Here is a 26379-nt window from a genome sequence, read left to right as displayed (position 1 = left end):
ACCGATCACTCAAGAACGGACCGATCACGGGTGGCATGCCGGGCCGGATGCCGGGTGGCGGGCCCGGGGTGGCGGGCGGTGTGGGGTGTGGAGACGGGAGACGGGAGACGGGAGACGGGAGACGGGAGACGGGAGAGGGGAGACGGGAGACGGGAGACGGGAGACGGGAGAGGGGAGACGGGGTGTGGGGTGTCAGAGGTGTGCCAGCGCGGCCGTGACCACCCGGGCCGAGCGGAGGGCGGCGTCGTCGACGTGGGTGAAGAACTCCGAGTCGTCCGGGGCGCAGAGGTCCGAGATCCCGCGGACCGAGATGAAGGGCGCGCCGTAGTTGTAGCACGCCTGCGCTATCGCCGCCGACTCCATGTCCACGGCCAGGACCTGGTCGAACGTCTCGCGCAGGGCGCGCGCGGGCTCGGCGGTGACAAACCTCTCGGACGAGCCGATGGTGCCCGACACCAGGTTCTGGTCGTGCCCGGCAGCGCTCTCGACGGCCTCGAGCAGCCCGTGGTCGGCGCCGTACACGGCGGGCATACGGGGTATCTGCCCGAGGTGGTATCCGAACGCCGTGGCGTCGGCACCGGTGTTGACGTACGTCCGTCCGACGACGACGTCGCCCACCGCGATCACCGGCGCGAGACCACCCGCGGACCCGGCGCTGATCACGGGCACGGTGCCGTACGTCAGCAGGGCGCCGATCGCGGCCCCGGCGGCATTCACGAACCCCATCCCGCAACGCACCAGCGCGACCTGCCGACCGCCCAGCGTGAGGACCCGGTGCTCGGCGGAGCCGATGGTGCGGGCCCCGGGTCCGGAGCCGGCCCCGGGTCCGGGTCCGGAAGCGGTCCTGGGTCCGGGTCCGGAAGCGGTCCCCGGTCGGGAAGCGGCCCCGGCTGGGGAGGCAGCCCCGCTCTCGGAGGTGGTCGTGGTGGCGGCGTCGGATGCCGGGATGCCGGCGAGCGCCAGGAACGGGGCCGCCTCGTCGGGCATGGCGACGATGACGGCGGCGTCGACCGCGCCGCCGCCGGGAGCGGTCGTCATGCGAAGACCCGCGTCCACTGCGCACGCTCGGCGAGGAACGCGCGCGCGGCGCCCTGGGCGCCGTCGAGGGTGTGGTTCGCGCCCCAGCCGCACTGGACCTCGTTGGCGGCGGGCACCTCGGTGGCGGACGCGACGTCGGTCAGGGTGGCCTCGATGAGGTCGAGGACCTCGGCCTCGGCCGGGTCGCCCTGGAGGATGAGATAGAAGCCCGTCTGGCAGCCCATCGGGGAGAAGTCGAGGACCCGGTCGGAATGGTTGCGCGACTTCTCCGCGAACAGGTGCTCCAGCGAGTGCACCACCGGCATCTCCAGGTGGCCGACGTTCGGCTGGGCGAAGCGGACGTCGTACTTGACGATGACGTCGCCTGCGGGAAGCTCCTTGCGGTCGGCCAGGCGCACGTACGGTGCGGCCACGGCACGGTGGTCCAGGTTGAACGACTCGACGTTCATGCGGTGCTGATCGGTCACGGAACAACCCTACGTGTCGCACTCCGCCCCAGCTCTCCTTGTCGGCGGTCCACCGGTGGGACGGCAAAGTCGGCCCGCTCCTCGCCGGCGCACCGGTCGCGGGAACGACGCTGATGTCGTCACAGGCTTCTGCGACGACGTCAGCATCGTTCCCGACCGGGGGCCGGAAGGGAAACTGGGAAGTGCGGTGATCAGCTCCCGCAGGCCAGGGACGTGGCCGACGCCGGCGAGCCGTTGCCGATGAAGCCGAACGAGGTGCTCTGTCCCGCACCGAGGCTGCCGTTCCACGACACGTTGGAGACGGTCGAGCCGGACAGCGTGCCGTTCCAGACCTGGTTGACGTCGATGGCGCCGGGCAGGTCCACGGTCCAGCCGCTGATCGCCGACGACCCCGCGGTGATCGTGACCTCGCCCTGATAGCCGGAGTCCCACGAGTTGACGATCGTCAGCTCGGCGGAGCAGTCGCCGGACGGAAGGGTGGGGTCGTCGGTCGGGTCGTCGGTCGGGTCGTCCGTCGGGTCCGGCGTGACGCCGCCGTTGAGGGCGTCGAGGGTGGAGTGGTACGCCTCCTTCTTGTTGCCGTTGCCGTCGAACAGCAGCGGAGTGCCCTCCGAACGCCACGAGTCGGTGTCACGCACGCCCCACACCGTGATGCCGTTGCAGCGGGAGACCGCGAGGCAGTCCTCCACGACCTTGCGGTACGTGTCGGCCTGCTGCTGACCGGAACCCTCGATGTCGAGCTCGGTGATCTGGACGTCCACGCCGAGCGCCGCGAAGCTCTCCAGCGTCGTGCGGTAGTTGTCCGGGTACGGGCTGCCGGAGTTGAAGTGCGACTGGAGGCCGACGCAGTCGATCGGCACGCCGCGCGCCTTGAAGTCCGCGACCATGTTGTACGCGGCCTGGGTCTTGGCCCAGCTCCAGTTGTCGATGTTGTAGTCGTTGTAGCAGAGCTTGGCATCCGGGTCGGCGGCGCGGGCGGCCCGGAAGGCCGCCTCGATCCAGTCGTTGCCGGTGCGCTGCAGGTTCGAGTCGCGACGGGCGCCCGTGCCGCCGTCGGCGAACGCCTCGTTCACCACGTCCCAGGCGTAGATCTGGCCGCGGTAGTGCGTCGCCACCTCGGTGACGTGGTTGAGCATGGCCTGGCGGAGCTGGGAGCCCTCCATGTTCTGCATCCAGCCCGGCTGCTGCGAGTGCCACGCCAGGGTGTGGCCACGCAGCCGCTTGCCGTTCTGGGTCGCCCAGTTCGCGATCTGGTCGCCGGCCGAGAAGTTGAACTGGCCCTGCTGCGGCTCGGTGGCGTCCAGCTTCATCTCGTTCTCGGCCGTGATCATGTCGAACTCGCGGTTCGCGATGGTCGTGTAGGTCGAGTCGTTGAGCTTGTAGCCGGCGATCGCGGTACCGAAATAGCGGCCGGACTCCGCTGCGGCCTCCTGCAGCGTGTTCCCGGCGGCGCTCGCGGTGGTGGACAACGCCACTCCGCCGCCGAGTGTCGCCACCAGGGCAAAGATCCCGGCTGTCAGGGCTGCCCGACGCCGTGGCGGCGTGGTGCGGTTCCTCATCTCATCCTCCTCGTCGAGGGCTTCTCTCTCCTGAGCGGCCGGGCACGCGGGCCCGGCCCGGGAGGTCGTGCGCTCAGGTGCTGCCGCTGGCAACCGCCGTCTCGCACGAGCTCCTAGCGGGAGGATGAACTGAAAACGTTATCGAAGACAAGGGGCTAATCGGTTAGGCCGCCGACAGGGCATCGCCGGGCCTCCTCGGGGGACGCGCCGGATCCTCGGTCGCTCCGTCGGTGTTGTCGTCGCCTCGATGGCCTCGATGGCCTCGATGGCCTCGATGGCCTCGACGGCCTCGACGGCCTCGACGGCCTCGACGGCCTCGACGGCCTCGACGTGCTGGTCAGAGCCCCGGCGGACACCGCTGGTCGCCCCGACACCGCGTCAGGAGTCCGTCGGGAACCCGACCGCCGTGATCTCGCTGGCCCCGTCGGCCCAGAGCCGCAGCACCGACAGCGACGCCGGTGGTATCCGGATCCGCGGCCAGTGCGACGCGGGCGCGCCCATCGCCTGGCCGACGGCCGTCCGGATCTGCGCCGCGTGCCCGACGACCACCACGGTGCGCCCCACACCGCCGTCGACCAGCGCCTGCATCCCGTCCCACACCCGGGCCCCCACCTGCGCGTACGACTCGCCGTGCGGCGGCAGGAACGTGCCGGTGCTGTGCCACAGGTGCAGCTCGCCGGGCCACCCGGCCTCGATCTGCGCCGCGGTGAGGCCCTCCCAGTCGCCGAACCGGCACTCGGCGAACTGCTCGTCCACCTCGACGGGCAGCCCGAGCCGGCGTCCGACGGCGCCCGCCGTCTCCTGGGTGCGCACCATCGGGGAGGCGACGATCGCCGTCGGCCGCGGCAGGTCCGCCCACAGCCCGCGCTCGTCGCGCCCGATCCGGAAGACTGCGTCGGCTGCCTGGGCCGCCTGCCCGCGCCCCCGCGGGGACAGCTCGGGCCCGGGCACGTCGGAACCCGAGTAGGCGCCGACCTCCGTCATCGCCGTGACGCCGTGCCGTACGAGCACGGCGGTGAGGGGCAGCGCGCCGTCGAACCGGCTCACCGAACCGGGCGGGCGCCGCACGTGGGTGTCGTAGCCGGGCGCGCGCTCCGTGGGGTCGGAAGAACCCATCAGGCGTTCCGCACCAGGATCCGGCCGCACTCCTCGCAGGTCACGACCTGGTCGTCCGCGGCGGCCCGCGCGGCCCCGAGGTCCCCGGGGTTCAGTTCGAGCCGGCAGCCCTCGCAGCGGCCCTCGCGCAGCGGCGCCGCGCCCAGGCCGCCCTGGTGGGCGCGGATGCGGTCGTACAGGGTGATCAGGCCGGCGTCCAGCGGCTCGGCCAGGCTCGTGCGCGCGGCGGTGACCGACCGGGCCTCCGCGTCGATCTCGGCCCAGCCGGAGTCGCGTTCGCCTTCGGCCGCCGTGCGGTCGGCGGTCAGCGCGTCGTGCGCGGCAGTGACCTTGGCCAGGGCTTCCTCGTGCGCCTCCAGCCGCTCCATGACGTCGAGCTCTACCTCCTCCAGAGCCGCCTGGCGCGTCGCGAGCGCGGCGATCTCGTCGGTCAGCGCGACGGCGTCCTTGGCCCCGACGCCGCCGGTCTCGAGCCGCTGCTGGTCGCGAGCCGACCGCGAGCGCACCTGCTCGACGTCGGCCTCCGCCTTCGTCAGCTCCCGCTTCAGGTCGGCGACCGCCGTGCGCGACTCGACCAGCGAGCCGTCCAGGTCCTTGATCTGCCCGTCCAGCTCCGCGATCCGGGCCAGCACGGGATGGTTGCGCTTGGCGTGGGCGAGCTGCTGGAGCCGGGTGTCCAGCGCCTGTACCTCGAGGAGCGTGCGCTGATCATCAGGGGGAGCAGTGGTCACTGGGGTCCTCTCGCAGGGCGGGCAGGTCAGGAGGCCGCGGGGGTGGGTTGCGTCGCGGCGACACCAGCCCCTGGACGCGCTGCGTGGCGGCGTCGGGGGCGCCTGCCGGCGCGACCTCGGGGCAACGCTACCGCGCGACGTCGGTCCACGGGTCCGTCACGACGTCGCTCACCCGGGCCTCCACGCCCGGCAGCCCCACGGCCGCGAGCCCGGCGGCCAGGTCCTCGGCGGCGTACGTGAGCCACGGCCACTCGCTCGCGAAGTGCGCGGTGTCGACGAGGAACGGAGTGCCCTGCCCGGTCGGGCGGGCGGCCGCCTCGAACGCCGCGCGCTCCCGGAGCTCGGAGGCGGGGTGGTGGCGCAGGTCGGAGGTGACGTAGACGTCGACGCCCGCGGCGCGGACGTCGTCGAACAGCGAGTCTCCGGAGCCCCCGACGACGGCAGCAGTGCGCACCGTGGCGTCCGGGTCGCCGGAGTACCGGATGCCCTGAGCGGTCGCCGGCAGGGCGTCGGCCACGCGGCGGGCGAAGTCCCGCAGCGTGACGGGTTCGGTGAGGGTGCCGACGCGGCCGATCCCGATCTCGGCGTCGTCCGCGGTGGCGACGAGGGGGCGGCGGTCGGTGATCCCGACGAGGTCGGCGAGCGCGTCGGCGACGCCGCGCGGCGCGGAGTCCGCGTTGGTGTGGGCCACGTGCAGGGCGCACCCGGAGGTGACGAGCCGGTGCACGACGGAGCCCTTGAACGTGGTGGCGGCGACCGAGCGCGTGCCGCGCAGGAACAGCGGATGGTGGGTGACCAGGAGGTCGGCGCCCCACTCGAGGGCCTCGTCCACGACGTCGGCCACCGGGTCGACGGCGAGCAGCACCCGCCGCACCTCGGCGGCGGGGTCCCCGGCGACCAGCCCGACGGCGTCCCAGCCCTCGGCGGTTCCGGGCGGGTACAGCCCGTCGAGCACACGGACGACATCGGCCAGACTGGGTGCGGAGCTCACGCCCGCGAGCCTACTTCCTGCCGCCCTCGACAGCGCTCTGCCGTGGGGACACCGGCGGCCGATCTGTGACCGCGGGCCGGGTGGCGGTGTGCGGCCACTGACCCGCGGGCCGGGTGGCGGTGTGCGGCCACTGACGGCCTCGGCTGCACGGCGGCCACGGCGTCAGCAGGGCGGCGGCCACGCCGTCTTGCGGGGTGGGACCGCTCCCTGACGCAGGATGGTGTGGTCGGCGGCTGGTCAGTGGAGGACCAGCTCCAGGGTCTGCGGGGTGTTGCGGCGGGACGGCGGGGTGAGGGTGGTCTCGACGAGGGTCTGGGTGTTGCCCGTGGTGACCTCCGTGAGGACGACCCGTCCCAGGAGCTCGCGGGCTGCCGTGAGCACGTCGGCCGCCGTCGTCGGCTCGGCCGGGCGGCGCAGCAGGTGGCCGGCCAGCACGCCGCGCGTGTGCTTGGCGTTGTGCGAGACGACGGACCGCTTGCCCTCGACCTCGCGGACCACGCGGACGGTGACCCACTCGGGCGCGTCGGGCCCGGTCGTGGGGGGTTTCCAGGCGGCGACGTAGGTCGCGGACCGGCAGTCGACGACGACGCCGCCCGCCGCGCGCGGCCCCAGCTCCGCGGCCAGCAGCGGCTGCCACGCCCGGGCCAGCGGGCCGACGTCGGGCAGCGGCACCCCCATGGAGAGGCGGTAGGCGGGGATGCGGTCGGCGGGCGCGACGACGCCCCACAGGCCGGAGAAGATCCGCACGGTCCGGGCGGCGCGCTCGGCGGTGTCCCCGGTCAGGTCGCCGAGGCCGGCAGCGTGGTAGAGCACGCCCGTGTAGACGGTGGCGGCAGGTCCTGCCGGCGCGTCCTTGAGGTGGGTGTTGCGGGCCACCTCGTCGGTGAGGTGAGGGCTCACGCCGAGGACCTCGGTCGCGTCGTCGCGCGCGGAGGCGGCGGCCAGCGCGTCGAGCACGGTCTGCCGCTGCGAGGTCAGCCCGGGGTGGGCGAGCGCACCGAGGTCGACGGGCGGGGCGTCGTCGGGCGCGGGCGTCTTGCCCTCGGACGGGGGGAGCAGGAGGAGCACCGCACGAGTCTAGGTGCAGCCCGCCGGGCGGGCCGTGCGGCCGGCGCGGGCCGGAGGGCCCCGGCCGCCGCCGATCGAGCGCATCGGCGATTCCTGGAACTGGAGTACGCGCGCGGCGGTGCGGTTCTCTGACGGGCTCGGTCGCCGGTGGGCCCGACGAGCGATCACGCCCCGGCGGCGGTCCGCGGTGCGGTGGCGAAGCCTCGGGCCAACGGGATCAGGACGAGCACCAGGACCAGCGGGATCGCGAACCCGATGCGCAAGGAGGATCCGGTGCTGATCACCCCGGTGACGACGGAGCCGAGCAGCGCGCCCCCGTAGTTGAGCTGGTTGAACCGGGCGACGACGACGTCGGACCGGGCGCGGTCCCCGCCGGCGATCCGGCCGGCGGCGGAGAAGCTCAGTGGCGCGACGGCACCGAGCCCGGCGCCGGTCACGAAGAATCCCAGGGCCGCGACCGGCCAGGACGGCGCCAGCACGACGGCGCCGAGTCCCACGAACGCGACGACCGCGCCGGTCCGGACGACGGCGGGTGCGCCGTACAGGGCGGTCAGCCGGTCGCCGGCGAGCCGGGCCAGCCAGGTGGCCGCGAGGTACGGCAAGGTCGCGAGCGCGATCAGTCGTACGGGGGAGTCGAGGACGATATCGAGGTAGAGCGGGCCCCAGGTCTGGGCCGCGGCGTCGACCAGGTAGAAGATCAGGAAGGCGATCCCGGCCGGGGCGATCGCGCCCCACGGCGCGCCCTGGCCGGGGCTGTCGGCCGGGGCGGCGGCGGCCACCGGGGACGGCGCGTCCGGCCCGGCACCTGCCTCGGGCGCGGGGACGTCTCTTCCCTGCAACGGCGTGAGCGCCGCGACGACGGCGACGACGGCGAACAGCGCACCCGTCGCCAGCGGCAGCTCCGCGATCCCGGCGAGCGAGACCAGCGACGCGAGGATCCCGCCGAACGTCCATGCGCCCTGCGACGACGGCAGGATCGGGCGGCCGTACCGGCGTTCCAGGGTGACGGCCTGCATGTTCGAGCCGGCGTCGACCATGCCCAACGCGATCCCGTACATTGCCATGCCGGCCGCCAGGCCCACCAGGCTGCCGGTGGCGAACATGAGAGCCAGGGCAGGAGCCATCGTCACGAGCCCGGCGCGCAGCGCGGCCGCGCTCCCCGCCCTGCGAGCCACCGCCTCGGCGATCGCGGAGCCGACGGCGGCCGCCAGCACCATCCCCAGCAGGAACAGGGAGAACGTGCCGGCGTCCAGGCGGAACAGCCCGACGATCTTCGGGATGTACAGGGTGGCGCTGACGAACACGAATCCCTGGGCGAAGAAGGCGGCCAGCACTGCCACGCGGTTCTGGCGCAGGCCCTCGGGAGCCGTGGTCGCTGTCATGTCGGGCATCCAACCACTCCCGCGCGTGGTCCGGTAGGGGCGACGACGCGCGTGCGTCCGCGCTCGGGTAGTCTGGCCTGCGCGGACGAGCCGGTCGGACGGCCGCGTCGTCGGTGGCCCGGGAAACCGGAAGCGTCGGCGCCGAGGAACGTCCGGGCTCCACAGGGCAGGGTGGTGGCTAACGGCCACCCGGGGTGACCCGCGGGACAGTGCCACAGAAAACAGACCGCCGTCGTCGGGCGACCGGTGACGGTAAGGGTGAAACGGTGGTGTAAGAGACCACCAGCGCACCTGGTGACAGGCGCGGCTCGGTAAACCCCACCCGGAGCAAGGTCAGACAGGGAGTGTTCGAGGGCTGCTCGCCCGAGCTCTCGGGTAGACCGCTCGAGCCCAGCGGCAACGCTGGGCCTAGATGGATGGCCGTCGCCCGCGCGGGGGTGACCTCGTGTGGGAAACAGAACCCGGCGTATGGGCCGGCTCGTCCGCTTTTAGTGCTGTGACCTGCGGTAATGAGCGCAAGGAGCCGGTGGTCGACCTAGGATCTGCGTGACCCGCGGGAAATCGGGCTCGTGGGGGAGTTCTCCGGCTACTGCTTGGCACGGGATCGCTTGTTGCGCTGATAAGCCTGGACTGCCTTTCGGCTCGATCGCCAAATGCCGTCGGGTCCTTGGATGGCGTCGAGTCGGCCACGCTGTGCGGCCTGGCGCAGTGCGGCCAAGCTGAAGTCCTTGTTCACCAGCGACGCGAGCGGTACCAGGCGGGCCGGGCCTGCCACTGCCGGGACGATGAACCGGTTGAGGTTGTCGTACATGGCACGCGCGAGGAGCTCGCCCAGGGGTCCGTGCTCGCCGTCGTCCGACCTCTGCATCGCGGACAGGTAGGCGGGACGTTCGCGCTTGAGCACGATGACCGGTGGGTAGCCGAGACGGACCAGGATGAGGTTGAGCAGGAGGCGACCTGTGCGTCCGTTGCCGTCGATGAACGGGTGGACGCGCTCGAACTGGTTGTGTATCTCGGCGAGGCGCTCGGGCCACGGAGCGCGGCTGGTCCGGTCGTGCAACTCGTCCCGTGCGGCGTTCACTGAGTCGACCCAGTCCTGGACCATCGCTGGGACCAGCGGCCAGCCAGGGGGCTGCATTCCAGCCCCGAACGGGTGGATGTCGTGTTCTCGGAACTGCCCCGGTGCCTCGCGGGATGTGGCATCCGGATGCGGTGCGACCTCCCATACGGGGCTCATCGTCCGCTGATGCACCTGGCGCACCTCGAAGACGCTGATCAGGTTGCCGTCGTGCCAGTCGCCTGGTTCCAGCGCGTGTCCGTAGACCCACTGCGCGGCGGCGCCGTACCCCTGGACTTCCATGTACTCCTTGAGGGGCTTGGCTCCCACGGCTCGGCCGCCGTCCAGCAGTGCGGCGACCTCCCGCAAGACGAGGGTGTTGCCTTCGAGCGCGGTCGAGTGGTGCGCCTCGAGGTGCCAGATGTCGGACCAGACGAACTCCGACTCCTTCGGGGAGGGAAGCCCTCCGAGGCGCTCGTTGAGCTCACCGATCGCGCCTTCAAGCCGTGCGTACACCGTTGCCCGTGAGGGCCTGCCGCGTGCCATGCGCCTCCTGACTGATACACCAGATCGCTACCGAATCGATCTTATCAATGAGGCCTTCGGTTGATACACCAGGAGCCGACCCAATTGAACTTATCAGCCACGAGGCGAGTGAGGGGGTGGCCGCCAACGCGGACGTCGATGGCCGGCTTGCCGGGGTCGGTGATCTCGACAGTCGACCCGAGGCCGGTGCAGTTCGACGGCTGCGGCGATCACTCGCGGACGGCGATCTTCGGGCCCAAGGACCTCGCGGCCATGGATCGCGACGAGCGGATCCGTTCGAGGCGGCACGATGGGCGTCCGAGCTGGGAGTCCCGTTCCACAGAGCCCGCGTGGAGACGAACGCACACGACATCGAGCTCGTCTTCTCCGACCTCCGCATCGACCAGATCGCCACCGGTCACACCGTCCTCGTCATCGACGAGACCGGACCCGACGGCAAGATCCCGCTTTGACGGTGACCGACGTGTGGCGCCCGGCCCCGAGAATCCTGCAGCTCAGGCAGCGCACTGATCTCGGATGGCTCGGCCAGACCCGCATACTGTCGCAGTGATCGAGTTCACGCTCTGGGCCGCCGTCGAACGGGTGGCCGCGAGGCTGACCGCAGAGCAGTGTGAGGACGTCTTCCACCTCGTCGATCATGGCGAGCCTGGTCTCGCGCTCGACGCCTTGTGTACGCATCTCTACGAGTTCGATGTGGTCGTCGACGATGAGACGCGGCGTCTGATCGCGCAGGCCGGACGCCTGATGGGCATGAACCCGCTGCTGTGGGAGTCGTTGCACCCAGTGCCCTGGCCGACGCTTGATCGTGACGTCTGGTGGATCCTGCCCACCGGTGAGCCCCACGACGTCGAGCACCTCGTGGCGCTGCGAGACGAACTCAGGAGCGAGATCGCCGACGGACACGTACTTCACGGCGAACCATTCGACGTCCTGGCCCGGTTCGCCGGCGCCGATGAGGTCCTGCTGCGCCTGACCTCCAGAAGGTTCGCGCTGGCCCATCCCACGTGGAGTGGGCACGCTGAGCCGCTCCCGTGGCCGACGACCGAGATCTGCCCCGACGTCCACGCCATCCAGGCCGCGGTCGACAGGCTGGAGGACGAGTACACGTGACTCCGCCGCGCCGGTCACCTACCGCTAGCATCTCGGGCGTGACGCAGCGACTCCGTGCCTTCGATCCAGAGTCGGACGAGTGGCACTGGCTGGAGTTCCAGGACGACGGCGAGCCGCTACGGCACATCGTGTTCTCCGGCGACGAGCCGATCGTCGCGGGCCGGACTGCTGACCGGCTCGAGTTCCGGGACAGGTGCGGGGTTGCGGGGGATGAGTTGTACGAGGCGGTGTATGGAGCGATGACGTACACGAATCTCCTGGACGCGCAGTTCCCGCCCGATGCGGAAGCTGTCACCGCCGAGGACTTCGACCGGGTCTTCGGCGACGCCCGAGGTCACCTTCGGCGCAGAAGGATCACGAAGGACGTTTCGCCGAGGGAGCCCGTGTTCGCGGAACCTTTGAAGAGCCGCCAAGGGACATGCCGCGTAGGCGCCCCATCGAATTGAGAGCGATGACGCGCCCTCGACGCCCGCCGTGGTCGACGACCCGTAAGCCGCTTCGAGACCTCGGCATGAGCGGCTCCGCGCGTGCCGCGATCCGTTGCTTCGAGCGTCGCTCAGGGGCCGATGCCGGTGAGATGTATCGGCAGTTGGTGCTCTGGTACCAGGTCTCGCGCCGACCACGCCTCGGCCAGAGGGACACGCCTGACTGCTCCGCCTGTGAAGAGCGGGAGCCGATCTACGTACGGGACTGTGCCGAGGCCCTTCCGCATGGCCTCCCTCACTCCACCGCATCGTCAGGAGCGGCGACGGTCACGCCGCCAGCGAGCTTCTTCACGGCGGGCTCGCACTACGTGAAGGTGCAGGCGGTGGACGATGCCGGAAGACAGTCCAAGACCGCTGCGACATACCGGTTCAACGTGAGGTTCTCCTCGGTGGACGGGTACTGGCATCTGGACGACGGGGCCGGGACGAGTGCCGCAGATTCCTCCGGGCTGGGGAACGACCTCGCGCTGGGGTCCGGCGCCTCGTGGATCGAGGGGCCGGTGAGCTCGGTGCTGTTCGGGCGGGATCCGGGCACGGACTGGGCGCTGGACTTCGATGGCGCTTCCTCTGCTAACGCGCAGTCGGCTGGTCCGGTGGTGCACATGGATCAGCCGTTGGCCGAGCGCGAGTCGTTCCGCGGGTTCGCGGTCTCGGCCTTCGTGCGCGCGAACAGCGCAGCGTCGGCGAACCAGGTCGCGGTCTCCCAGGACGCGCAGTACACCTCCTCGTTCAAGCTGGGGCGCCTGGCCGCGGTTGGCGATCGTGACCTGGATCGAGAGGACCTACCACCGCCGTCGGCGGCAACGTCGTCTGGGACGCATGACACCTATCGAGTTCGAGACCCTCTACGCTGACCAGACCCTGGCCCTCGCGGCCTGACCCATCAAAGAAGACGCGTCAACCGTTCCTGGGGCAGTCCCCAGTCCGCAAGAGGTCCACGAACCGCCGTCCGACCCCAACCACGCCATCGGCCGGGAGCGTTGGAACTTCCAACGCTCCCGGCCGATGCCATGTCCAGCCGCGCCGCCCCGTTTCCCCAGCAGCACTTACCCGGCATATGGGCCAGCTCGTCCGCTTTTATCGGTGATGGCGCCGTCGCCGCGGCGAGCCGTGCCGGCACGGTATCGGCGGGTGTGAACCACGGGGCATCACGGCTCACACCAGCTCGACGCTGTCGGCCTGCGGCCCTCGGTCACTCTGACGCACCTTGAAGCGGACCCGGTCACCCTCCTCCAGGACCTCGGTGCCGTGCACGACCGACACGTGCACGAACAGGTCCGTGCCGCCGGAATCGGGGGTGATGAAGCCAAAACCGCGCTCCGAGTCGTAGCGCGCCACGGTGCCCTCACCTCCCCGCACCGGCCCGCCCGATGCCGTGGGGCGGCCCGGCCGGCCGCGGTCCGTGGCCGCGCGCACGCTCCCGGAGCCGCGCACGAGCCGCACGTCGCGGGCGTTCGGCCCCCTGTCGGTGTCGGTGACGTCATACGTCACGCGTGCACCCTCGGAGAGCTCGGTCAATCCCGGGCCGAGCGCGCTGACGTGGACGAAGATGTCCTCGCCACCCGAGTCGGGAGCGACGAACCCGAAACCCTTGGTGTCGTCGTACCAGGACACCGTGCCGTCCGCGCCGTCCGGTGCCGACCGGGCGGCCTCCGCCCCGAGCGGTAGCAGGTGGTCCGCCTGCGGCCCCTTCTCCCCGTCGACGACGAGGAACGCCACACGCTGCCCCTCCGAGATCACACCGCCCCCGACGATGGCCGAGCTGTGCACGAAGATCTCGGCGCGACCGTCGTCGGGCGTGACGAAGCCGTATCCCTTGGCCGGCTCGTACCAGCTGACGGTGCCGAGCACACCCATGGGCGCGTCGGCGGCCCGGTCTCCCGTGACAAGGACGCGGCGCGCCTGCGGGCCACGCTCGCTCTCGCCCACGTCGAACTCGACGGCCTGCCCCTCGCGGAGAAGCTTCGGTCCGTCGTCGCCGACGATCTCTGACGCGTGCACGAACAGGTCCTCGGCCTCGTTCCCGAGGTCGATGAAGCCGAACCCGCGGTCGGCGTCGAACCATCGGACAGTTCCTTGGGGCACCTAAGACTCCTCATCTCGCCGGACATTGCTGTTGTCCAGTGTCCCTGACAGAACCCAGACGGGTGGGTCGTGCCCGGCCACGGGTACGCACGGCGCTACTCCGGCTCTTCCTCGAGGAGGTCGTAGTGCTTGCGGCCCCACTCGCCCAGGGGTTGCAGCGCGGCGACCAGCTCGGCCCCGACCGTCGTCGGGGTGTACAGGATCTGCACGGGCATGGTGGGCACCACCTCGCGCGCGATGAAACCCTGCTGCTCCAGCTCGCGCAGGCGCTGGGTCAGGAGCCGGTCCGAGATGCCGTGAACGGAGCGGCGGTACTCGACGAACCGCCGCGCGCCCGCGACGCCGGCGTAGAGAATGGCTCCCGACCAGCGCCGCCCGGCGCGTTCGAGGGTGCGCTGGAAGACGGCGCAGTCGTCCTCTTTCACGACGACACGGTGCGCGGCGTCCGGTGCGGCGACCTGTGCGACGCGAGCAGGGACGGCTGGATCAGTAGTCACTTACTAATAGTGAGTTGCTAATCTGCTCCTTGGCAAGTCGTCACGGTTGCCGGACGATTCGTGAGGCGCTCGACCGGGCGCCTGCTCTCGCCGGAGGTGTCCGGCCGTCGTCCTCGGAGGACCTGTGTTCGTTGCTCTTGTCATTGTCTCCGCGCTCCTCGCCCTGGCCGCCGTGTTCAGCGGCTACAGCAAGCTGACGCGCAACCCCCAGATGGTCGAGCAGCTCACCACCAAGCTCGGTGTGCCCGAACGGCTCATCCCGGTGCTCGGCACGCTGCTGCTCGCCGGTGCTCTCGGCACCGTCGCAGGGATCTGGTGGGCTCCGATCGGCATCGCCGCGACCGGATGCTTCGTCCTCTACTTCCTGGGCGCGGTCATCACCCACCTGCGCGCCAAGGACTGGCCGGGTGTCGGCCCGACCGGTGGGCTGATGCTGCTCTCGGCCGCGGCCCTGGTGCTGCGCGTGCTCTCGCTCTAGGTTGCCCGCGCCCCCATCGCCCTGCAGGTCACACGACGATGGGGCGCGTCACCCGCCCGCCCGCGGTCGCCCCGCCCTTCACGGAGGACATGCTCGAGTCGGCCGCGGCCCCTGCTGGTGCGTAGGCTGACGAACCGTGGTCGGTATGGAGACGCTGGGAGAGTTCTTGCGGAGTCGGCGTGCGTCGCTGGAGCCGCCGGCTGTCGGCCTGCCGGGCGGGCAGCGGCGGCGTGTACCCGGCCTGCGGCGCGAGGAGGTTGCCCTCCTGGCCAGCATCAGCCCGGAGTACTACGTGCGCCTGGAGCAGGGGCGTGATGTGAAGCCGTCGGTCGAGGTGCTTGAGGGATTAGCCACGGCGTTCCGGTTGACCGAGGACGAGACGCGGTACCTGATCGGGCTCGCCTACCCGGAACGAGGCTCGCGAGGTTCTGACGCGATCGAGACAGTGGCGCCTGGGACGATCGATCTGATGGAGTCGTGGCCGATGACACCCGCTTACATCACCAGTCCGGGGGCGATGGTCTTGGCCTCGAACGCGGCGGCTCGAGTCCTGTCTCCCTCGTTCGTCCCCGGCGTGAACACCTATGTCGCCCTCTTCTGCGACCCGGCGATGCGCGAGTTCTATGCCGACTGGGATCAGGCGACTGCCAAGGCGGTCGAGCACCTGCGGGCAGCGGCTACCGGAACTGCCGACGGCACACGTCTCGGGCAGCTGATCGACCGCCTTCGCACGCACAGCGACCGCTTCCGCATGCTCTGGGAGCAGCGTGCGGTCCGGAACACCTCGAGCGGGGTCACTCGCTTCCGGCATCCGGAGGCCGGTGCCATCGAGTTGCGCTACGACAAGCTGACACTGGGGGCCTCACATCAGCTGATGGTGGTCTACCACGCCCGCCCGGGCAGCGCTGACGAGTCGGTGCTCCGAACGCTTCTCGGCTCAGCCGCCGCGGAGTAGGTCGAGGTCCCTCAGGGCGAGGGCGGTGGCTGACAAGGTCTGCACGTTGTTCCGCGGTTCCCAGCCCAGAAGGTCTCGCGCCTTGGCGCTGCTGACCCGTCGCACCTTGCCGAGCTCGGTAACCATCCCCTGAAGTCCGGCGTTGCGCCGGGCCGCGAGCCGGATCATTCCATCAGGGAGGACGAAGGACCGGGCGCTCAGACCCCTGCGTCCCACAGCATGGCGGAGGGTCTCGGCCACACGCCGGAAGGGCAGCGGTTCGCCTACCGAGGCCACGAACCGCTCTCCGGCGGCGTCTGGAGCAGTCATCGCGCGTAGGTGCAGGTCGGCGACGTCGCGCACGTCCACCACGGTGGTCGCCAGCCGCGGTACGCCCCGCATGCCCGTGAGCATCTGGGCTGCCAGGCGGGTCGAGGCCGACAGATCGGGAGTCACTGGCGGTCCGAAGATCCCGACCGGGTTGACCACCGAGAGCTCCATCGACCCGCCCTCGCGCTCCATGAAGTCCCATACGGCACGTTCTGCCAGAGCCTTGGACTTGATGTAGGGCGCGATCGGGGCGTCGACGTTGGTCCAGTCCGATTCTGTGAACTCACGGTCGGTCGGTTCATGGCCATAGCCCACGGCAGCGAACGACGAGGTCAGGACCACGCGTTCGACTCCGGCCGCGCGGGCTGCGCTCATGACCCGCAGGGCTCCGTCGCGTGCGGGGCGGATGATCTCGTTCTCGTCGGTGGGAACGGCGACCGGGAACGGCGAGGCGGCGTGAAGCACGTATCGCACGCCGTCGACGGCGTCGGCCCAGCCGTCGTCGGAGGCGAGGTCCGCGCTCACGAACTCGATCTCCGGCGTTGCGCCGAAGTCCCCGGCGTGCTGTACGGCGGCACGCACCTCCTCGGCTCGGCCCGGACTCCGCAACGTCGTCCGCACCTGGTAGCCGTGGGCAAGCAGCTGAGCCAGCAGACGGGCCGCGAGGAATCCGCTCCCCCCAGTGACCAGAACGGGGTCCGTTCCCGAGAAGCCGGTGGGCGAGGTATCGATATCCATGGCTCCACACTTGCTCCCCGGAAGGTGCTCGTCCAGGCCGGGTGGTTCCTAGTACTGGCGGGGACAGGCACCGTGGCGCTCACACCTGGTCGCCCACGCCCCGAGGCTCGGGCTGATCACCGCATGTGCATGTGGAAGGTCGTCCACCCGGTGTCCAGGAGGCCTTGGAGCCGTTCCCAGGCGGTGACGTCCCCGGAGACGACGTCCGGCGCTTCGTCGCCGCTGATCTGCGCGGGTGTGGCTTCGATGATCACGGCGGCGTCGTCGGCGAGGCCGACCTCGACGTGCAGCACGCGGTGGCGGACGCGCACGGTGATCTTCTCGCCGGTGTCTGCGGCGTGGATCCCCACGGTGAGGTCGAAGCCCTTCGCCTTCTCGGCATCGAGCTGGTACCGCCATCCACGGACGGTGTCGGCGACCGACTTGTCGACCGACATGATCGCGCCGTACGCGGCGAGGATCTGGGCAGGGTCCATGGCGCCCTCCAGCTCCAGGGCGCCGGTGAGATACCACGATCGGGCGATCGGGTTGAGCTCCTGGTACCCGCGGGCGCGCAGCGCGGCAGCCTTGACCAGCCGGGCGTCCTCGTTGTCCGGGTCGGCGCGCAGCGCGATCTGGGCGAGCTCGGCGGCGAGCTGGTGGTCGCCGGCGGCATGGTCGGCCTTCGCGGCGTCGAGCACGTCGTCCACGCCGCCCATGAGCTCGGTCAGGCGTGCGGCCTTGTGCGCGGGTGGGGAGGGGAACATGTCGGTGGAGTCACCGGTGAACCAGCTGACCCATCCGGTGAAGAACTCCGGCAGCATCGTGAACGGGGCGCCGTACATGGGCACCGTGTACGGCGGGTCCCACAGCTCCTCGGGAAACTCCTTGAGCGCGTGCTGGAGCTCGACCGGGGTGTACCCCTTGTTGATCAGGCGCACCGCCTGGTCCCACAGGTACTTCGTGGCGTCCACGTACTTGCTGACGTGGCCCGCGATCTCTTCCTTGCCCCGGACGGGCCGGATGTGGGAACCGACCAGCCACTCGGGCCGGACCTGCAGGACCTTGTTCAGGGCCGTGATGTAGTTGTCCGGGATCCGAGGCTTGGAGCCGCGGATCGTGTGCATGTTCGGGATCCCGGTGAAGAACTCGTCGGCGATCGCGATCATGTCGAGCTCCGGCAGGTGCAGGCCGAACTCGCTGATCGCCTCACCACCCGTGTAGAACGCCCTGATCTCGAGCCCGGCGATGGTCAGCGTGGTGTCCTGGGACAGCAGTCTCGTCGGCGGTATGAACCCGGGCGCGCCACCGGCAGGCAGTGTCCCGATGCCGTGGTGGTGCCGGTCCTCTGGGCTGAGGAACGCGCCACCGTAGTACCCGGAGCCCATCGCCTGGCGTGGGAGCAGCTCGCCGAACTCGTTCGCCATCTCCGCGCCGAAGTTCTCCCACGCGTAGATGTCCACCGTGCCGGCCGCCACGTCGGCCGGGTCGACGATCGCCGAGGCGCCGTTGTAGTGGTCGGTGTGGTGGTGGGAGTAGAAGATCGCCTTGATCGGCTTGTCCGAGACCTTCTTGATCTCGCCCGCGACCACCTCGCCGGCAGCGTGGTTGACCCCGGTGTCGTAGACGACCAGGCCCTCAGGGCCCTCGATGACCGTGCTGTTCCCGAGCAGGCCGGCCGGGCAGTAGACGGTCCACACCGGCAGGTCGCCGCACCGGTAGGTGCCCTGCTGCTCCACCGTCAACCGGCGGTGTTCCAAGAAGTAGTCCGGCCACGAACGCTCCACGTCGTACGGATTCGTCATGTCCCCGCCCTCACCGTCTGCGATCGGAAGCTGCGCCGGGATCACTGCGTGCAGCGCCTCGGTCAGTCTGACAAGAAGCCCGGACGACGGCGCGTCGAGCCAGCGGCTGTCATCGTCGAGCAGGGGCGCGATCCACGAACGCGTCGATGCCTGACGCTCGACGGGTCCCGGTGCCCGACAGTGTCGGTGACCCTGGCTACAGTGCGGTGCCATGGACGGAACATGGACGTCTGCCCAGGTCGAGGCGGTCGCACCGGACGCAAAGTCCCTCGCGGCGGGGCGGAAGCTGGTGGCGGTCACGAACTGGTCGAACGACGGGTACGGCGGCGGGGCGGCTCTGCTGTGGGGGGAGTGCGCGGGGTCGGGCAAGAAGCCCTACCAGGTCTGTATCGACCTGGACGAGCCCGCGTACAAGTGCTCCTGCCCGAGCCGTAAGTTCCCGTGCAAGCACGCGCTGGCGCTGTTGCTGCGCTGGAGCGAGGGTGGTGTCTCCGCACAGGCCCAGGCTGCGGCGTTCGCGGACGAGTGGCGCACGGGGCGCACCGCGAAGAAGCAGGCGCGCGAGAACGCGCCGCAGACAGCAGCGCAGCAGGCGGCCGCCCGGCGTCGGGCGGACGAGCGGGCCGGGCGCGCCGCACAGGGCGTGGCGGACCTGGCTCGCTGGCTCGACGACCAGGCCGCAGCGGGCATCGCGACACTCGGCCGGTCCGGCTACCGCGCCTTCGACGACGTCGCGGCGCGGCTCGTGGACGCGCAGGTTCCCGGGCTGGCCGCGGCGGTCCGGCGCTGCGGTTCGGTCGCGGCATCGGGCAGCGGCTGGGAGGAGCGGCTGCTCGCCGAGATCGGGCTGCTGCGCCTGCTCGTCTCCGCGGCCGGCAGGCTCGACGAGCTCCCCGGCCCGCTCGCGGACACCGTGCGCTCCCACCTCGGCCTGGCGCCGTCGTCCGCCGACGTGCTGGCGGGCACGCCCGTCCGGGACACCTGGGAGGTGATCGGACTCCGCGACACCACCGAGGACAAGCTCACCGCCCGCGCCGTGTGGCTGCGCGGCCGGGACACCGGCCGCCCGGCGCTCGTGCTCTCGTTCGCGGCGGGAGGTACCGCGCTACCGGTGGATCTGGTGCCCGGCACGGCCGTCGAGGCCGACCTCTGCTTCTACCCGGGCGCGCTGCCTTTGCGGGCACTGGTCGGCGAGCGGCACTCCCCGGTGATGCCGCTGGTCGGGGCACCGTCGTCGGTGCTGTCGATCCCGGACGCGTTCGACGAGCTGGCGGGAGCGCTGGGTGGTGATCCCTGGCTGGACCGCTACCCGATGGTGGTGCGTGGCACGCTGCGCGCCGGGTCGCCGTGGCGGCTGGAGGGCGAGGGCGCCGACGTACCGTTCGCGCGGCACGTCCGGCCGTGGGAGCTGCTGGCCGCGGGTGGCGGCCAGGAGTGGCCGGTCGCTGCGGAGTGGACGCCGCACGGGCTGGTCCCGCTCGCGGTCCACGCGGCCGACGGCATGGTCACCGGGGCGGAGGCCCGGGCATGAGCGCGTGGAACCAGATCCTGTCCGCCGCCCTCGTGGGAACGGACCGGCGTCCGTGCGTCCTGCCCGGCGAGACGGACCCGGTGCTCGGCGGTGTGCTGCCGGCCGGCCCGACCGACGCGACGGGTCTGCTGCACGCGGCCGGTGCGGTCGCGCTGGCCGTACGGGCGTCGGCGGGGACTCCCGGCACGACGTACCCGGAAGGAGCCGACGCCGTCGCGGCGGTGTCCGGCGACGCGCCGCCCGCCGAGCGGGACGAGCGCGCGGCGGTGCCCCATTCCGCGTCACGGCGCCTGGCCACGATCCTGTCGGGCTCGCGGTCCGACGAGAACCAGCGCCTGGCCGTGGCCTGGCTGCGCACGGCCGAGGAGACTGGCCGGCGGGTGCCGTACGACCAGCTGCCCGCGCTGCTCGACCTCGCTGCCCGACGGCGCGACGCTCGCGGGCCGGTGCTCACCCTCGGCGGCCCGCGGGCGCGCTGGCTGGCGGCACACGACCTCGAGCGGTGGTCGTGGGTCGCACGTGCCTCCGACGACGAACCCGGCGACCCGATCGACGTGTCCGACCGGTCGGTGTGGGACGACGGCGACGTGCACACCAAGGCTGCCTACCTCGCCGCCCTGCGGGCACAGGACCCGGCCGCGGGCCGTGACCTGCTGCTGGAGTCGTGGGGGCGGCTGCGTGCCACGGACCTCGCGATGCTCGCTCCCGTGGTGCGGGACACGCTGGAGCCGGCGGACGAGGAATGGCTGGAGCGCGCGCTCGACACCGGTGTCCGGGCCCGTGCCGCGGCGGCCGGACTGCTGCTGAGACTGCCCGGCAGCAGGCTCGCGCGGCGGATGCGGGACCGGGTCCGCTCGTGGGTGTCGGACGCCGACGGCGTCCTGCAGGTCACGCTGCCGCACGACCTGGACACGGAGCTGCGGCGTGACGGGATCGTGCGCAAACCGCCGGCCGGGTCCCGGCAGGGGCAACGGGCCTGGTGGTTCGAGCAGGTGGTGGCTGCCGCCCCGCTCGACGCCTGGACTGGGCTCGTCCGTGACCCGGTGGAGCTGCTGCACCGGGAGATCGTGCCGGACCTCGGCGCGGAACTGAGCCGCGGCCTGGTCCGCGCGGCCGCCCGCGAGGAGGACTTCGTGCTGTCCGCACGGCTGGGAACCTACCCGCGCGCCGGCCACGACACCCTCGTGGACCTCGCCCGGACGCTCGACGCAGACGCTGCCGTGATCGTCGCCGTCGCGCTGCTGCGAGCCGGGGACCACCACGTGGCCCGGATCGACGAGGTGCTCGACACGGTGGCCGCGCCCTGGCCGGACGACCTGTCGGACGCCGTCCTCGACTACCTCACCCCGCCGGACGGCAGGCGCAAGCGCAGGCGCGGTGCGAACGGCGTCGCCGCTGCCGCTCGCACCGGGCTGCCCCTGTCCCGGCTGGACCGGGTACGGGAGATCGCGTCCGGCGACCCGAACCACTACCACCTCGGAGAGCTCGCCGAGCACCTGGAGACCCGCGCGGCGATGCGCGCCGAGCTGCACGCCACCACGGCGACACCGGCACCGATGTCCTGACCTCACCCTCCGGAACGACGAACACCACCCCAAGGAGCACCAGTGACCCTGACCGACACCGCACCCGCCGTGATGCGGCCGCACGCCGAGGACGTCTACGCCCACGAGCTGGCACTCCTCGCGGAACAGGACGACAGGCAGCGCCCGCCCGGCTGGCGCCTGTCCCCGCAGGCGGTGGTGACCTACCTGCTCGGCGACGGGGACAGGATCACGCCGAAGTACATCGGTGCGCGGCGGCTCATGGAGGTCGCGGTCGCGACCCTGGCGACCGACCGCTCGCTGCTCCTGATCGGCGTCCCCGGCACGGCGAAGACGTGGGTGTCGGAGCACCTCGCGGCCGCGGTCAGCGGCGACTCGACCCTCCTCGTGCAGGGCACCGCCGGCACGCCCGAGGAGGCGATCCGGTACGGCTGGAACTACGCGAAGCTGCTCGCCGAGGGGCCGTCCCCGGCGGCCGTCGTGCCGAGCCCGATGATGCGCGCGATGGAGACCGGCGCCGTCGCCCGCGTCGAGGAGCTGACCCGCATCCCGTCGGACGTGCAGGACACGCTCATCACCATCCTGTCCGAGAAGAACCTGCCGATTCCCGAGCTCGGCACCGAGGTGCAGGCGGCCAAGGGCTTCACCGTCATCGCGACGGCGAACGACCGCGACCGCGGCGTCAACGAGCTGTCCAGCGCACTGCGCCGCCGCTTCAACACCGTGGTGCTGCCCGTCCCGGGCAGCGTGGACGAGGAGGTCGACATCGTCTCGCGCCGCGTCGCGTCGCTCGGCCGCGCGCTGGAGATCCCTGCCGTCGAGGACACCGCGACCGAGATCCGCCGCGTCGTGACCGTGTTCCGCGAGCTGCGCGACGGCGTGACCGCGGACGGCCGGACGAAGGTGAAGACACCGTCGGGCACGATGTCGGTCGCGGAGGCGATCTCCGTGGTCACGGCGGGCATGACGCTCGCGGCGCACTTCGGCGACGGCGTGCTGCGCCCGGCCGACGTCGCGTCGGGCATCCGTGGCGCCGTCGTCCGCGACCCGGCCGCCGACGGGCCGGTCTGGCGGGAGTACCTGGAGACGGTCGCGCGCGAGCGCGACGGCTGGCACGCCTTCTACGTCGCCGCCCGGGAGCAGGGATGACGTCCCCGGCGACGACATCCCCGGCAGCCGGGTCCGCGGCCACCGGCGGCAGCCGGGTCGAGGTGCTCGGCATCCGCCACCACGGCCCGGGGTCGGCCCGCTCGGTGGTCCGGGCGCTGGAGGCCGTGCGGCCCGACATCGTGCTCATCGAGGGCCCGCCCGAGGCCGACGACGTCGCGGCGCTCGCGGGTGACCCCCACCTCGTGCCGCCCGTCGCGCTGCTCGCACACGCCCCGGTGCCGAAGGCTCCCAGGGCGGCGTCCGGCGGCGGGGCGGACAGGTCCGGCGCGGCACCGGAACCGCAGCGCCCGCGAGCGGCGTTCTGGCCGTTCGCCGTCTTCTCCCCGGAATGGCAGGCACTGCGATGGGCCACCGGGAACGACGTCCCCGTGCGGTTCGTCGACCTGCCCGCCGCCGCCCATCTCGCCCTGGACATCGGCCACGACACGCCGCTGGACGGGTCGGAGGGCCGGCGGGGCGACGGCGCGGGCGACGACGGTCCCGCCGTCGCCGGCCCGGGCGGCGAGGTACCGGCCGACGACAGCCCCGCCGATGGCAGCCCTGCCGATGGCAGCCCTGCCCACGACACTCCCGCCGACGACGTGCCCGCGCCGCTGCACGAGGACCCGCTCGCCCGCCTCGCGGCCGCGGCCGGGTACGGCGACGCGGAGCGCTGGTGGGAGGACCTGGTCGAGCACCGCACGGGCGACCTCGCGGTGTTCGAGGCCGTCGCCGAGGCCATGGCCGCGCTCCGCGAGGACGAGACGGTCCGCCGCCGCGACGCCCTGCGCGAGGCTCACATGCGGCTGCGCCTGCGCGCCGCGATGAAGGACGGCGCCGAACGCATCGTCGTCGTCTGCGGCGCCTGGCACGTGCCCGCCCTGACCGGAAAGCTCCCGCCCGCCGCCCAGGACACCGCGCTGCTGCGCCCGTTCCTCAAGGAGCTCAGGGACGCGGGACTCGCGAAGGCCACCGTCACCTGGGTGCCGTGGTCCCACGGCCGGCTCGCCACCCGCACGGGCTACGGCGCCGGCGTCACCTCGCCGGGCTGGTACCACCACATGTTCACGGCGACCGACCGCCCCGTGGAACGGTGGCTCACCCATGCCGGCAACCTCCTGCGGGACGAGGGCCTCCCGGTCTCTTCCGCCCACCTCATCGAGGGCGTCCGCCTCGCCGACACGCTCGCCGCGCTGCGCGGCCGGCCGGCGACGGGCCTCGACGAGGCCACCGAGGCGATCCGTTCCGTCCTGGTCGACGGCGACGACGTGCGCCTCACGCTGGTCCGTGACCGCCTGGAGGTCGGCGAGCGGCTCGGCGAGGTCCCGCCGGAGGCACCCGCCGGCCCGCTCGAACACGATCTCGCCGCCCGCACCAAGACCCTGCGCCTGCCACGCCAGGCGCTGGCCAAGCAGCTGGATCTCGACCTGCGCAAGCCCACCGACCTGGAGCGCAGCCGCCTGCTGCACCAGCTCACGCTCCTCGGCGTCGCGTGGGGGCAGCAGGTCGACACGTCCGGCAAGGGCACCTTCAAGGAGGGATGGGAGGTGACGTGGGACCCGGGGCTCGCGGTCGACCTCGTCGCGGCCGGGGTGCACGGCACCACGGTCGCGGACGCGGCGTCGGGCAAAGTGCTGCACGACGCCGCCCGCACCGACCTGCCGGGCATCGCGCGCCTGGTGGAGGGCGCGCTGCTGGCGGACCTGTCCGCCGCCCTGCCACCCCTGCTGGACACGTTGCGCGACCAGGCCGCGCTCGGCCACGACACCGACGCCCTGCTCGACGCGATCCCGGCCCTGGCCCGCACCCTGCGGTACGGCGACGTGCGCGGGACGTCGCCGGGCGCACTCGGCATCGTGCTGACCGGCCTGGTCACCCGGGCCCGCACGGCGCTGCCCGCCGCCGTCGTCGCCCTCGACGACGCCGCCGCGGGGGCGCTGGTCCCGCGGCTGCGCGAGGTCTCGGTGGCGGTGTCGCTGCTCAGCCGGAACGACGCGGTGGACGCCCGGCGCGACGGAGCGGCGGCGCCGTCGTCGGGCGACGACACGGCCGGGGACCTCCGCGGCGAGTGGCTCGCCGGGCTTGCCCGGCTGGCCGACCGCGACGACCTGCACGGCCTCGTCGCCGGCTGGATCGCCCGCGTGCTCCGTGACGAGCAGGTGGCGACCTCCGAGCAGACGCAGTCCCGCCTGTCGCGGTTCCTCAGCGCAGGCACGCCCACCGGCACGGCAGCCGCGTTCGTCGAAGGGTTCGTCGGATCCTCCGGACTGATCCTCGTACACGACGCCGCGCTGCTCGCGCTCGTCGACCGTTGGCTGTCGGGTCTGTCCGGCGACGCGTTCGTGCAGGTGCTGCCCCTGCTGCGGCGCTCGTTCGCGAGGTTCGACGCGCCCGAGCGGCGCGCCGTCGGAGAGCGGATCGCCGGGCGCGACGGTCTCGGCGAGCACACCGCCCTGGCGCTGCACGCGGAGCGGGTCGCCCGGGTGCTGCCCGTCCTCGCCACCATCCTGGAGAAGAAATGATGAACGGACCGGACGAACCCGGCGGCAACGGCCTCGGCGAGACGACCGAGCGGCTGCGCCGCTGGCGTCTCGTGCTCGGCGGCGGCCAGGGGGACGGCACGGGCTGCCGACTCTCGGGCCGGGACGCCGCGATGGACGGCGCGCTCGCCGCCCTCTACCAGGCGGGCGAGGACGGTGCGCAGGGTGCGGGCGGCGAGGCGGGGGAGCGTTCCGCCGGCCTGGGCTCCTCGGCCCCGAAGGTCGCCCGCTGGCTGGACGACGTGCGGGAGTACTTCCCGTCGACGGTCGTCCAGGTCATGCAGGCCGACGCGATCGAGCGCCTCGACCTGCACCGGCTCCTGCTCGAACCCGAGATGCTGGAGGCGGTCCAGCCGGACGTGCACCTCGTGGGCACCCTGCTGTCCCTGAAGAACGCGCTGCCCGAGAAGGCGCGCGCCACAGCCCGCGCCGTCGTGCAGAAGGTGGTCGCGGAGCTCGAGGCGAAGCTCGCGCAACGCACCCGGTCCGCGGTGAAGGGCGCGATCGACCGGTCTGCACGGATCTCCCGGCCCCGGCACCACGAGATCGACTGGAACCGCACCATCCGCGCCAACCTCAAGCACTACCAGGAGGAATACCGCACCGTCGTCCCCGAGCGGCTCATCGGCTACGGCCGCGCACAGCGTGGGGTGCAGCGGGACGTGGTGCTGTGCATCGACCAGTCGGGCTCGATGGCAGCCTCGGTCGTGTACGCGGGGGTGTTCGGTGCGGTGCTCGCCTCGATGGGAACACTGCGGACATCGCTCGTCGTGTTCGACACCAGCGTCGTCGACCTCACGGACCAGCTCGACGACCCCGTCGAGGTTCTGTTCGGCACGCAGCTCGGCGGTGGTACCGACATCAACCGGGCACTGGCCTACAGCGAGGGTCTGGTCACCCGTCCGGCGGACTCGATCGTCGTGCTCATCAGCGACCTGTACGAGGGCGGCGTCCGCGAGGAGATGCTGCAGCGCGTGGCCCGCATGACCGCCGCCGGTGTGCAGGTCGTCGTGCTGCTCGCGCTGAGCGACGAGGGCGCGCCGTCGTACGATCGCACGAACGCGGCGGCGCTCGCCGAGCTCGGCGTCCCCGCCTTCGCCTGTACGCCGGACATCTTCCCGGACGTCATGGCGGCGGCGATCGAACGCCGCAGCCTGGCGCCCTTCGTCCCGGCCCCGGACGACGGGCCGGTGCGGTGAGTGCTCGCGTCGCCGGCAGC

The 26379-nt window shown here is 72.0% G+C and carries 23 protein-coding genes, 1 other RNA gene and 1 pseudogene; 12 read left to right on the top strand and 13 right to left on the bottom strand.

All coding sequences use genetic code 11. The features are described from left to right. Positions 1-192 precede the first annotated feature (192 nt). The 8 genes from mtnN to ACYU96_RS14180 all read right to left on the bottom strand — a co-directional run bounded on the left by mtnN (position 193) and on the right by ACYU96_RS14180 (position 8352). A complete protein-coding gene (mtnN, locus tag ACYU96_RS14215) occupies positions 193-1038 on the bottom strand; it encodes a 5'-methylthioadenosine/S-adenosylhomocysteine nucleosidase (protein WP_460754540.1) in 846 nt (281 codons plus the stop codon). Beyond that, positions 1035-1487, bottom strand: coding sequence for an S-ribosylhomocysteine lyase (locus ACYU96_RS14210; protein ID WP_460754670.1), 453 nt, complete (start codon positions 1485-1487; stop codon positions 1035-1037). Before ACYU96_RS14210 ends, mtnN begins: the two co-directional genes overlap by 4 nt. A 209-nt stretch (positions 1488-1696) precedes the next feature. Further along, positions 1697-3064 carry an endo-1,4-beta-xylanase gene (locus ACYU96_RS14205; protein WP_460754538.1) on the bottom strand — a complete coding sequence of 456 codons (1368 nt, stop codon included), beginning with the start codon at positions 3062-3064 and terminating at the stop codon, positions 1697-1699. A 378-nt stretch (positions 3065-3442) separates the two neighbouring features. Continuing rightward, entirely contained in the window at positions 3443-4180 is a 738-nt protein-coding gene (locus tag ACYU96_RS14200; RefSeq protein WP_460754535.1) for a histidine phosphatase family protein, read from the bottom strand. Beyond that, the gene (locus tag ACYU96_RS14195) at positions 4180-4911 is read right to left on the bottom strand and encodes a zinc ribbon domain-containing protein (protein WP_460754532.1); all 732 of its coding nucleotides are present in this window, start codon (positions 4909-4911) and stop codon (positions 4180-4182) included. Before ACYU96_RS14195 ends, ACYU96_RS14200 begins: the two co-directional genes overlap by 1 nt. A 127-nt stretch (positions 4912-5038) precedes the next feature. Then, positions 5039-5902: a Nif3-like dinuclear metal center hexameric protein gene (locus tag ACYU96_RS14190; protein WP_460754529.1), complete on the bottom strand. Its 864-nt coding sequence runs from the start codon at positions 5900-5902 to the stop codon at positions 5039-5041. Positions 5903-6139: 237 nt separating this feature from the next. Next, positions 6140-6970 carry a YaaA family protein gene (locus tag ACYU96_RS14185; protein ID WP_460754526.1) on the bottom strand — a complete coding sequence of 277 codons (831 nt, stop codon included), beginning with the start codon at positions 6968-6970 and terminating at the stop codon, positions 6140-6142. A 164-nt stretch (positions 6971-7134) separates the two neighbouring features. Next, complete coding sequence (locus tag ACYU96_RS14180; protein ID WP_460754523.1) at positions 7135-8352, bottom strand: MFS transporter; 1218 nt, start codon at positions 8350-8352, stop codon at positions 7135-7137. Positions 8353-8438: 86 nt separating this feature from the next. On the opposite strand from ACYU96_RS14180, the gene rnpB reads away from it, so the two are divergent. Then, an RNA gene (gene rnpB / locus ACYU96_RS14175) (RNase P RNA component class A) lies at positions 8439-8837 on the top strand. 101 nt (positions 8838-8938) lie between these two features. Here rnpB and ACYU96_RS14170 read toward each other — a convergent pair. Continuing rightward, positions 8939-9925: a Fic family protein gene (locus ACYU96_RS14170; protein ID WP_460754521.1), complete on the bottom strand. Its 987-nt coding sequence runs from the start codon at positions 9923-9925 to the stop codon at positions 8939-8941. A gap of 77 nt (positions 9926-10002) precedes the next feature. On the opposite strand from ACYU96_RS14170, the gene ACYU96_RS14165 reads away from it, so the two are divergent. The 4 genes and pseudogenes from ACYU96_RS14165 to ACYU96_RS14150 all read left to right on the top strand — a co-directional run. Then, complete coding sequence (locus ACYU96_RS14165; RefSeq protein WP_460754518.1) at positions 10003-10407, top strand: YxiG-like protein; 405 nt, start codon at positions 10003-10005, stop codon at positions 10405-10407. 94 nt (positions 10408-10501) lie between these two features. Continuing rightward, positions 10502-11065, top strand: coding sequence for a MafI family immunity protein (locus tag ACYU96_RS14160; RefSeq protein WP_460754515.1), 564 nt, complete (start codon positions 10502-10504; stop codon positions 11063-11065). Positions 11066-11103: 38 nt separating this feature from the next. Further along, entirely contained in the window at positions 11104-11511 is a 408-nt protein-coding gene (locus ACYU96_RS14155; protein ID WP_460754512.1) for a hypothetical protein, read from the top strand. 789 nt (positions 11512-12300) lie between these two features. Then, a pseudogene (locus tag ACYU96_RS14150) lies at positions 12301-12429 on the top strand (IS3-like element ISAar45 family transposase); the annotation flags it as partial. A 276-nt stretch (positions 12430-12705) separates the two neighbouring features. Here ACYU96_RS14150 and ACYU96_RS14145 read toward each other — a convergent pair. Next, positions 12706-13635, bottom strand: coding sequence for a cold-shock protein (locus ACYU96_RS14145; RefSeq protein ID WP_460754510.1), 930 nt, complete (start codon positions 13633-13635; stop codon positions 12706-12708). A 95-nt stretch (positions 13636-13730) separates the two neighbouring features. After that, positions 13731-14132 (bottom strand): winged helix-turn-helix transcriptional regulator, encoded by a 402-nt coding sequence (locus ACYU96_RS14140; protein WP_460754507.1) that lies wholly within the window; start codon positions 14130-14132, stop codon positions 13731-13733. A 124-nt stretch (positions 14133-14256) separates the two neighbouring features. Between ACYU96_RS14140 and ACYU96_RS14135 the strand changes: the two genes are divergently transcribed. Both ACYU96_RS14135 and ACYU96_RS14130 read left to right on the top strand, forming a co-directional pair. Beyond that, the gene (locus ACYU96_RS14135) at positions 14257-14610 is read left to right on the top strand and encodes a DoxX family protein (protein ID WP_460754505.1); all 354 of its coding nucleotides are present in this window, start codon (positions 14257-14259) and stop codon (positions 14608-14610) included. Positions 14611-14755: 145 nt separating this feature from the next. After that, positions 14756-15565 carry a helix-turn-helix domain-containing protein gene (locus ACYU96_RS14130; protein ID WP_460754502.1) on the top strand — a complete coding sequence of 270 codons (810 nt, stop codon included), beginning with the start codon at positions 14756-14758 and terminating at the stop codon, positions 15563-15565. Here the strand turns inward: ACYU96_RS14130 and ACYU96_RS14125 are convergent. Then, positions 15548-16612 carry an NAD-dependent epimerase/dehydratase family protein gene (locus ACYU96_RS14125; RefSeq protein WP_460754500.1) on the bottom strand — a complete coding sequence of 355 codons (1065 nt, stop codon included), beginning with the start codon at positions 16610-16612 and terminating at the stop codon, positions 15548-15550. The two genes, ACYU96_RS14130 and ACYU96_RS14125, sit on opposite strands and share 18 nt — an antisense overlap. Positions 16613-16728: 116 nt before the next feature. After that, positions 16729-18396 carry an alkyl sulfatase dimerization domain-containing protein gene (locus ACYU96_RS14120; RefSeq protein WP_460754497.1) on the bottom strand — a complete coding sequence of 556 codons (1668 nt, stop codon included), beginning with the start codon at positions 18394-18396 and terminating at the stop codon, positions 16729-16731. 211 nt (positions 18397-18607) lie between these two features. Between ACYU96_RS14120 and ACYU96_RS14115 the strand changes: the two genes are divergently transcribed. The 5 genes from ACYU96_RS14115 to ACYU96_RS14095 are packed head-to-tail and all read left to right on the top strand — an operon-like array spanning position 18608 to position 26359. Further along, on the top strand, positions 18608-19927 hold the full coding sequence (locus ACYU96_RS14115; protein WP_460754494.1) for an SWIM zinc finger family protein: 1320 nt from the start codon (positions 18608-18610) through the stop codon (positions 19925-19927). Next, the gene (locus ACYU96_RS14110; protein ID WP_460754492.1) at positions 19924-21492 is read left to right on the top strand and encodes a DUF5691 domain-containing protein; all 1569 of its coding nucleotides are present in this window, start codon (positions 19924-19926) and stop codon (positions 21490-21492) included. The genes ACYU96_RS14115 and ACYU96_RS14110 overlap by 4 nt, the downstream gene beginning before the upstream one ends. A 42-nt stretch (positions 21493-21534) precedes the next feature. Then, positions 21535-22620 (top strand): ATP-binding protein, encoded by a 1086-nt coding sequence (locus ACYU96_RS14105; protein WP_460754489.1) that lies wholly within the window; start codon positions 21535-21537, stop codon positions 22618-22620. Beyond that, complete coding sequence (locus ACYU96_RS14100) at positions 22617-25142, top strand: DUF5682 family protein (RefSeq protein WP_460754487.1); 2526 nt, start codon at positions 22617-22619, stop codon at positions 25140-25142. Before ACYU96_RS14105 ends, ACYU96_RS14100 begins: the two co-directional genes overlap by 4 nt. After that, positions 25142-26359, top strand: coding sequence for a VWA domain-containing protein (locus tag ACYU96_RS14095; RefSeq protein WP_460754484.1), 1218 nt, complete (start codon positions 25142-25144; stop codon positions 26357-26359). Before ACYU96_RS14100 ends, ACYU96_RS14095 begins: the two co-directional genes overlap by 1 nt. Positions 26360-26379 lie beyond the last annotated feature (20 nt).

The organism is Myceligenerans cantabricum (assembly GCF_054777735.1).
The sequence above is the reverse complement of the archived record's forward strand: the minus strand, read 5'-3'. Positions and strand labels throughout refer to the sequence as shown.

Bases quoted from the DNA above. Each gene is read 5' to 3' on its own strand.
- ACYU96_RS14200 (WP_460754535.1), bottom strand. From the start codon at position 4,180: ATGGGTTCTTCCGACCCCACGGAGCGCGCGCCCGGCTACGACACCCAC.
- ACYU96_RS14120 (WP_460754497.1), bottom strand. From the start codon at position 18,396: ATGACGAATCCGTACGACGTGGAGCGTTCGTGGCCGGACTACTTCTTG.
- ACYU96_RS14210 (WP_460754670.1), bottom strand. From the start codon at position 1,487: ATGAACGTCGAGTCGTTCAACCTGGACCACCGTGCCGTGGCCGCACCG.
- ACYU96_RS14100 (WP_460754487.1), top strand. From the start codon at position 22,617: ATGACGTCCCCGGCGACGACATCCCCGGCAGCCGGGTCCGCGGCCACC.
- ACYU96_RS14095 (WP_460754484.1), top strand. From the start codon at position 25,142: ATGAACGGACCGGACGAACCCGGCGGCAACGGCCTCGGCGAGACGACC.
- ACYU96_RS14125 (WP_460754500.1), bottom strand. From the start codon at position 16,612: ATGGATATCGATACCTCGCCCACCGGCTTCTCGGGAACGGACCCCGTT.
- ACYU96_RS14165 (WP_460754518.1), top strand. From the start codon at position 10,003: ATGAGGCCTTCGGTTGATACACCAGGAGCCGACCCAATTGAACTTATC.
- mtnN (WP_460754540.1), bottom strand. From the start codon at position 1,038: ATGACGACCGCTCCCGGCGGCGGCGCGGTCGACGCCGCCGTCATCGTC.
- ACYU96_RS14180 (WP_460754523.1), bottom strand. From the start codon at position 8,352: ATGACAGCGACCACGGCTCCCGAGGGCCTGCGCCAGAACCGCGTGGCA.
- ACYU96_RS14205 (WP_460754538.1), bottom strand. From the start codon at position 3,064: ATGAGGAACCGCACCACGCCGCCACGGCGTCGGGCAGCCCTGACAGCC.
- ACYU96_RS14110 (WP_460754492.1), top strand. From the start codon at position 19,924: ATGAGCGCGTGGAACCAGATCCTGTCCGCCGCCCTCGTGGGAACGGAC.
- ACYU96_RS14115 (WP_460754494.1), top strand. From the start codon at position 18,608: ATGGACGGAACATGGACGTCTGCCCAGGTCGAGGCGGTCGCACCGGAC.
- ACYU96_RS14130 (WP_460754502.1), top strand. From the start codon at position 14,756: ATGGAGACGCTGGGAGAGTTCTTGCGGAGTCGGCGTGCGTCGCTGGAG.